This window comes from Chlorogloeopsis fritschii PCC 6912, assembly GCF_000317285.1.
Lineage (GTDB): Bacteria > Cyanobacteriota > Cyanobacteriia > Cyanobacteriales > Nostocaceae > Chlorogloeopsis > Chlorogloeopsis fritschii.
The window spans coordinates 26325-33530 of the sequence record NZ_AJLN01000048.1 but is presented as its reverse complement, the minus strand read 5'-3'; the positions used below and the strand labels follow the sequence as shown (position 1 = coordinate 33530).

The following is a 7206-nucleotide window of genomic DNA, read 5'->3' as shown; positions in this document are numbered from 1 at the left end:
TCACTTGTTTGTCTTTTTTATTTAATGATTTAGCATATCAAGTACTGAAGAACCTAAATTTTTTGTTTAGTTTTTCTAATGACAAAGTAAAGAATACAACTGAATCGTGGCACAATAAAGCAAAAGTTTTAATTTATTTCCTCTACTTTAAGGAGGATAAATCAAAATTTTCCAGAATATTCAGCACCGAAATTTATAAGTATCCTGTTGATAACCAATACTCTCTCTTTATGAAAAAAACAAATTTGAGCTTCCATATATCTACATTTAACTTTACAAATTAAAAATCGCCGAAGAAGATTTTTCAGTATTTTCTTTTTAGACAAGTATATATTCAACTAAGTATTAAAAACCAAGATTCCCAACTTCTTAGAAAGTCGGGAATCTAATAGAAATAGTTCCTTTTATCTGTTCCCTGTTCCCTTTTAATAGATGCCCGTCCAAGAGCGAAGTATCGGGATAATATAAGAAATAGGTGCTGTTTCCCCCACCTTGACTTGAACTGAAGTAGTGGTACCAGATGATAGTTTTAGTAATGGCCCCTGTGAGGATGACCATTTATAGCCACTTGGCGTAGTTGGATCTTCTTGTAATTCCACAAAAGCTTGAACTTTGCCTTCTCCTTTACCTGCAAGAGTAGCTGCAATTTCTTGATTGCCAACCTGTGCAGCAATATCTTGTGTTGTGACAGGAAAGGAAGATATATTTGCGATTTTGCCCACAATACCGCCTTCTCGCTCGCGTTTTGCAAAGCTGGGAGTAACCTGTACTGACATTCCAGGTTTAATTTGTTTACCATCTTTATTAGCAAAGTAAACAAGGCTGGCAAGTTTTGTTTTGGGATCTTCTGCTTCGATAGAGCCAAGGCGAATACCCGAATTAACAATTTGACCTGGAACAACACTTAATTCTAATATTTGACCGTTATACTTACTAATAATGTTACTTTCTTTTGCTAATTGTAGTTCTAATTGAGCGATGCGACGCTTGACTTCCCGAATTTGATTTGTTTTTTCGATCGATTGCTGAAGTTCTTGTGTCTGTAATTTTGTTTCTTGAGTTTTTAAGTCTTTAATTTTAGTCTTAATTTCATCAGTTTTATTAAGATTTTGTAAATAATCTCTTTGGGTATTAGTTGATTCAATATCAAGTTCTTTTAATTGCGTTTCAATATCTAAAAGCTGTGTTTGGGTATTAAAGTATTCCTGCTGGGTTTGCACAAACAAATCTTGGCTAATTGCACTTTCTTCAAGGAGTTGACGTCTGTTTTCAACTCGTTGTTTGAGGATTTCAAGCAAGTAGCTAATTTGTTGCTTTCTTTGCTGCAAGCTTTGGCGTTTTTGGGCGATCGCGCTCATTGTCTGATCTCGCAACTTCGGCGTTACTTGTTCTCGCTTGAGGCTGCTTTCCATATCCATTCGTTGCTGCTTTAGGATTTGGATTTGCTGGGTAATTAGCTGCTTTTTTAACTTATCAATTTCTTGATTCTGAATTTGTAGTTGCTGCAACTTTGCTTGTTCTTGCTGCAATTGCTGCTTCAGCGCAGATTGATCGATAACGCCCAGCACGTCTCCTTTTTTGACGATATCTCCTGGTTTGACTTTCAAATTTAGCAATTGACCGGAACTAGGAGATTGAAATTGTACTACGTGTCGCGGACGAATGAGAATTCCCTGTCCTGTCACAGTTAAAGGAATTCGCCCAAATATACTCCAAACTCCAACCATAGCAACTAAAAAGCCCATCGCAGTTAAGGTTAGCCACCCTTGGGGCTTGACAATTTGGATTGCTTGATCTAGTTGTTCAGGAGAAGACAGGCGATCGAGGGCTTCTTGGCGAAAGATTTTATTTTGTTTGAGCTGCATTGTTCTTCGTTCTTCTCTTTATCTATAGTCAGTTCACGGTTATTTTCGTCATTTGTCCTCTCTTACAAAGTTCTGAGCCTTCTTGTGGAGGAGCTTGCGCGCTTCGGAGGTAGACGCGGAGCGGCTTCTGTTAAGTAGACTCCGCACCCTGCGGGAAGACGCAAAAGCGTCTACAGACTTTGCGCTTTGTCATTGGTAATTAAAAAGCACTTCTAGCGCATACACAAGAGAGAAGCAACAGCTATATCACCTCTGTATAAAAACTTAGGAACTTTCAAATTTAAAAAAACTCAACAACCTAATGCAATAAACCTCTCTATTCCTTATTTCTCCGTGTTCTCAGTGCCTCTGTGGTTTGTTTTTAATATGCAGTTTTCTCTGCTGAACAACTCTTAATCTAGAGATAAATCGGGGAGAACTAGGGTAGGTGCAAGCAGCAATCGTCAATCATAAAAAATTCTCGCCAAAGAACCACTAGTCTTTCCAAGTGTCTTTGACGAGAATTAACAACACACTTACTCCCACAACACAAAAGGGAGGTCATTAAATTTCCATCTATCTTAGCGCTTTCTGTTGAATTTCTGTTAATTTACAGATAAATAGGGTAAAAGTAGGGGAGGCGATCGCGATTTGTCAACAATCTCTCACCTAGTTTTCTTTAACGCCAATAATCATCACCTTATTCCCATAACAGTACTGAAGGCAAGTCATTATTAGCTAGACGCAGCATTTCGTAACCAATCCCAGCTGTGCCTTGAAAAAATCCTGGGTTGAATACTGAACCAGGTAAATTGGGAAATAATTGATATGCTCCCGTTTGTTTGGCTCTAGCAACAACATTCGTTGCATTTTGCACAGCAGCTTGATGCCAATCGTGACGAGAGCAACGTTGAGCGCCAACTAACAGCACCTCCACCCTACCTAAATTTCCACAGCAGAGATGATCTATGGTTTGCAAGCCATAGTTCTGGGTAACTTGCAGTGCAATTTCAATCTCTCGTTCTATTTCTGGTGTCTTTACCATGTCAAGACTGCCCAGACGCGCCAAACCAATTCCGGCTGCACCATGACACCACTTTACCGGAAAGCCAGGTTGCGCCTTTGAGTTAAATTTACGTAAGTCGTGCCAGTTCCCATTAGTTTCAGAAAAGACACTGCGTTCGTACTTAATTCCTTCCAGTGCGGCTGCTAAGTAATCACAATCCTGGGTGACGGCGTAGAGTCGCAGTAGGGCATAGGAGATGCCTGCCGCACCGTGAGAGAAACCTGTTAAGGGTGTTTGAGATAAAGTTTGCCAGGCTTGGGGAGCGCCTTCGTGGTTGTAGCGATGGGCAAGTAAATGCTGTCCGCAGGCGATCGCTTTTGCTAAAACATTTTCGGCACCCGTTGCTTGATAAAGAGACATTAGCCCTAAAATGGCTCCGGCAGAACCGCCAACAATATCTAATTTTTTATCTGCAGCTATCAACTCCGGTGTCATCCAATCGGCTAATGCTTGAGCATCTTGTAATAGCTTTGCATCGCCTAAGAATTGACTGACTTTCACAAACGCATAGATTGTGGAACCTAAACCGACTGCACCACCGATTCCCATACTGCGAGCGATTCGTTGCTGAGATTCTAAGTCGGTGGTGTGGATTTGCTGACGCAGGGGTTGTAGTGTCTTTAGTGCTGAATTGCCCCATCGTGAGTCACCAGCTACGCGATCAAGTGCCGCTAAAAATAGAGCAACTCCACAACGTCCTTCATAAAGACTGTAGTCTAATACTTGGAGCCGATATCGCTCTACCTCAGGCACATAGCCCAAGCCGATCCAGTTGATACTGCCATCGGGATCTGGAATGGCTCTGGCTTCTAATTCTGTTGCGATCGCTCTAGCTTCTGCAATTAATTGTTCCTGACTTAGTAACGGCAAAGACTCAACTTGCCATTTGTGGTTGTTCTCGTTTGCGGTTCGTGCCACTTGAGCATGGAAGGAGCCGTGAATAATTGCTAATTGCCGAGCTAAATCGGCTTCACCCAAGGCTTGGATATGATTCAGCATATGCTGGTAGCTAGGTTGCTTGAAGTAGTGCGAAATAGATTTATCCACGCTCACACTAAGTTCATCACTAACTGTGCTCGCCGTGAAAAATGGAATATCCAATTGTTCCATCGCTCGTAGTTCCGCGCTCAAAATCGCCCATGCATTGGGTTTTTCTTGAGCAACTAGAAAAGCACGGCTGAGAAGATCGAGTTCAATGCTAAAGTCTACTCCGTGTTTGAGGTAATCGGGTGCTAAAGTTTTTTGGAGGATGATACCGTAGATGCGAGTAGCCCGGAAGACGAAACGAACTTGCCGAGAGCGCATTGCCGTGAGGGGACTTTTTTGTGAAAGCAAGAAGTCTTGATTTGCCATGAGAAAGCGATACATCTGCTCGAACCCATCAGCAATTTGCGCCTGATAATTATGGGCAGATAAGGCAATTTCCCCTAAGTGCGGTACATTTTTCTCAACAGCTAAAATTACAGATTTACTCGCCAGGTGCATATCGTCAGTATTAATTAGCTGCCAGCGAGGTACTTTGAGAGGCGTTTGTTGAGGATCTGTACTGCCTAAGCCGCTAATGTCATAAGCAACTTGGCGATCGCCACTCAAATCCCAATGAGGTAAAAGCCCTGTACGTAGCACTGAATCCCAAAACTGCTGTACAGCCGCTGTCTCAAAATCTTGGGTAGCCGGGGATGCAATCACATTAGCTTCGTGGTGGAGCAAAGTTTCCATATCGACTAACACCAGATGTTCGCCACAGGCAATTAAGTTTTCGTTGTGGCAGTCTGTTCCTCGCAGAGCATAAATCACACACAACAACATTCCGGCTCGCTCATAAAAGCGTGCGGCGGCGGCTTCATCAACACAAGGTTGATGCTCGACATATTCCACCCATCCGTAATTGTTCCGGTTGAGTACCTGGATCAGTTTGAAATCTAAGAGTTGACTGTGGTGATTGCACCAGTCTAAAAATTGGTTAAAGGCAACCTCTAAACCTAAATCTTTTGGTTTATAAATGAGTTTAAGTCCAGACTCAAACGTGAGCAAAATAACGCTTCTTCCGCGGTTGTGGGGATCGGAAACAGAGGCTTGGATGCTAGCAACTTTGCCTAAGCTGTCGGTGGTTGAGCTGAAAGTTCGTTGAATGTCTGCTCTGTCAAGCCGCAGCCGTTGGAGAAACTCGCTCGTGAACTCTACCCAGAAATTAACAGTTGTTGCCACTAACCGCCCCAGCACTGGATACTTTTGAAAGAATGTTAGCAATCCATCTTGTAAAAGTTGATTGACGAATTTAGTGTAGTGAGTCTTGCTGTTGCTACTATCTTTTTTCAGTCCTAGTAAGTTAAGCAGGTGATTATTAAGCGGGCGCACCTGAGAAAACTCAAAATCCAGTGTTTTGGCACAAAGTCTCCCTAATTGTTGTAGCAAATTATGCTCTAAAGAATGATAAGCAACTTCTGAAAGGAGCGATAAGGGAAGACAATCAAGACGAGTAAGTAATTGCTGTCTGGCAACCTGAACAACTGGTAATAGGATATGTTCAAAGGGGACAGGATTTTGCGGATCGAGTGGTAGAAATACTTGCTTTTTAGGTATAAATTCTGTGGCGGTTTGCATGATTTGCTGCAAAGTTTCTGCCCAATCTGGCAAAACGCAATCGCTAGCAATCTGCACGTTTCCCAATCGGAGACGAATGGTATCAATGTCTAGTCCTTCCCACCGCAAGCGTTTCTGTAAAGTATCCCAATTGCCTTGTGCTACAACTTGACACCAGCGATCGAGCAGACGTTGAATTTCCTGTTTCTGATCTTGTTCGGTAGCGATCGCAAATCTTTCTGTATCGAGGCGTTCCCAGAGAAAGCTGGCGTTGGCAACGATAGTAGTTAAGTCGGTGGCAGCGATCTGTTTGGAAGGTTGAACAAGTAATTGGGCGATGACTGGTTTGTTCATGGTAGTAGCTAGACAAGCAGAAACAATTCTGGTGTACGCTGCGTTGATGGGAATGAATATCAGTGTTTGAAAATCGACCACTGTCTTGGAAAGCTTTGAGCCTCGCTCCGCGAGGAGCTACGCTAACGGAGGAAACCTCCGCACCCTACCCTACGGGAACGCCTTACGGCGAACGGGAAGCCGCCTTCGGCGTCTACAAACTTTCCGCAGATGGACACAGATAAACACAGATAAATTATCCGTGTGCATCTGTGTTTATCCGTGTTCGTTATTACCTAAAAATTGGATCTTGCAATTATGGACGCCAATAAGTATTTGCCACACATAATTGAGGAAATCCCCCCAAATCCTTGATTGGGACAGGAAAGGGGGGAGCTTTGGTAGAGAACCTCCTGCAACGAGCCTCTGTGCTCAGTATCGAAATTAGCCAGATTTTGCGTGCAGGAAATTGTTGGGAGACGACTTTAGGTTTTCAGACTATTTAGTTTTGGTGTAACAATGGGGGCACATACCAGTATGGGGTGTAGCTCCTCCGCTCACCATGAGTAATTCCTCCTCACTCAGTTCTGTGGTTTCTGGAGAAGTTAACTCTGCCAGCAATTGAGAGACGGCTTCGGTTGTGAAGTTGTAACCCTTTTCTGCACCCGCGCTCACAATCAACTTAATGCTTTCTGCTAGATCGGCGGCTTCTTCAATCTTTTGTTGCAGTTGAGCATTGGCGAGCAGTTCTTTAATTTGTGCTATCATGATTGTGTTACTCTTTTTAATTCAGTAATCAAATACGTTTCGGTTAGTTAAAGCATTACAGCAGGGAATTAGCATTTGTCCGGTGCAGCTTTCTCTGCTGGCTTATTTTTTAAAGTAGAGATAAATCGGGGAGAACTAGGGGAGAAAATCGCCAATTTAGAAACACTTCCCAGTTAAATGCAAAAATAATGTAACTAGCTCATCACAGCTAGGAGAAATGAGATTTTCGACGTTGCTGATCGAGAATTTGTCTCACGCCAAGCCGCAGAGTCGCAGAGAGTAGATTGCTACAGCGGATTTCAAATTGGTGAAATAAATTAGTTGTTTTCATCGAGCAATGGTATCCCAGTAGCAAGACTTGTTCTCCGCAGTGGACACGTTTTAGAAAGTCTTAATTTGTCTGCTAGATAGTGGCGTTGTCCATCCTGTATGAGCGTGAATGGAAGGGATGAGAACGCATCTAGGGTAATTTGTGCAGTCGGGGCATCGACTGTTGGCTTAGGTGATGTCATCGCTGTTTAAGTCTAGAATCCCCCGAATGAGCGCGATAGCGGATTCGGGGGAGTATGTCAAAAGTAATTCAGCAATCAAATAGATGATCTATAGATTTGC

Annotated in this window: 4 protein-coding genes and 1 pseudogene; 2 read left to right on the top strand and 3 right to left on the bottom strand. The window is 42.8% G+C overall.

Going from position 1 to position 7206, the window contains the following annotated elements:
• Nucleotides 1-425: 425 nt before the first annotated feature.
• Entirely contained in the window at nucleotides 426-1865 is a 1440-nt protein-coding gene (locus tag UYC_RS0106205; protein ID WP_016874025.1) for an NHLP bacteriocin system secretion protein, read from the bottom strand.
• A 679-nt stretch (nucleotides 1866-2544) separates the two neighbouring features.
• On the bottom strand, nucleotides 2545-5847 hold the full coding sequence (locus tag UYC_RS0106200; protein ID WP_016879307.1) for a type 2 lanthipeptide synthetase LanM family protein: 3303 nt from the start codon (nucleotides 5845-5847) through the stop codon (nucleotides 2545-2547).
• Between the two features lie 62 nt (nucleotides 5848-5909).
• On the opposite strand from UYC_RS0106200, the gene UYC_RS37590 reads away from it, so the two are divergent.
• Nucleotides 5910-6071 (top strand): hypothetical protein, encoded by a 162-nt coding sequence (locus tag UYC_RS37590; RefSeq protein ID WP_157171220.1) that lies wholly within the window; start codon nucleotides 5910-5912, stop codon nucleotides 6069-6071.
• 253 nt (nucleotides 6072-6324) lie between these two features.
• On the opposite strand, the gene UYC_RS0106190 is transcribed toward UYC_RS37590, so the two are convergent.
• Nucleotides 6325-6594: a hypothetical protein gene (locus tag UYC_RS0106190; protein ID WP_016874028.1), complete on the bottom strand. Its 270-nt coding sequence runs from the start codon at nucleotides 6592-6594 to the stop codon at nucleotides 6325-6327.
• 311 nt (nucleotides 6595-6905) lie between these two features.
• Between UYC_RS0106190 and UYC_RS39375 the strand changes: the two are divergent.
• Nucleotides 6906-7116: pseudogene (locus tag UYC_RS39375) on the top strand (zinc ribbon domain-containing protein); the annotation flags it as partial.
• Nucleotides 7117-7206 lie beyond the last annotated feature (90 nt).

Bases quoted from the DNA above. Each gene is read 5' to 3' on its own strand.
- UYC_RS0106200 (WP_016879307.1), bottom strand. From the start codon at position 5,847: ATGAACAAACCAGTCATCGCCCAATTACTTGTTCAACCTTCCAAACAG.
- UYC_RS0106205 (WP_016874025.1), bottom strand. From the start codon at position 1,865: ATGCAGCTCAAACAAAATAAAATCTTTCGCCAAGAAGCCCTCGATCGC.
- UYC_RS0106190 (WP_016874028.1), bottom strand. From the start codon at position 6,594: ATGATAGCACAAATTAAAGAACTGCTCGCCAATGCTCAACTGCAACAA.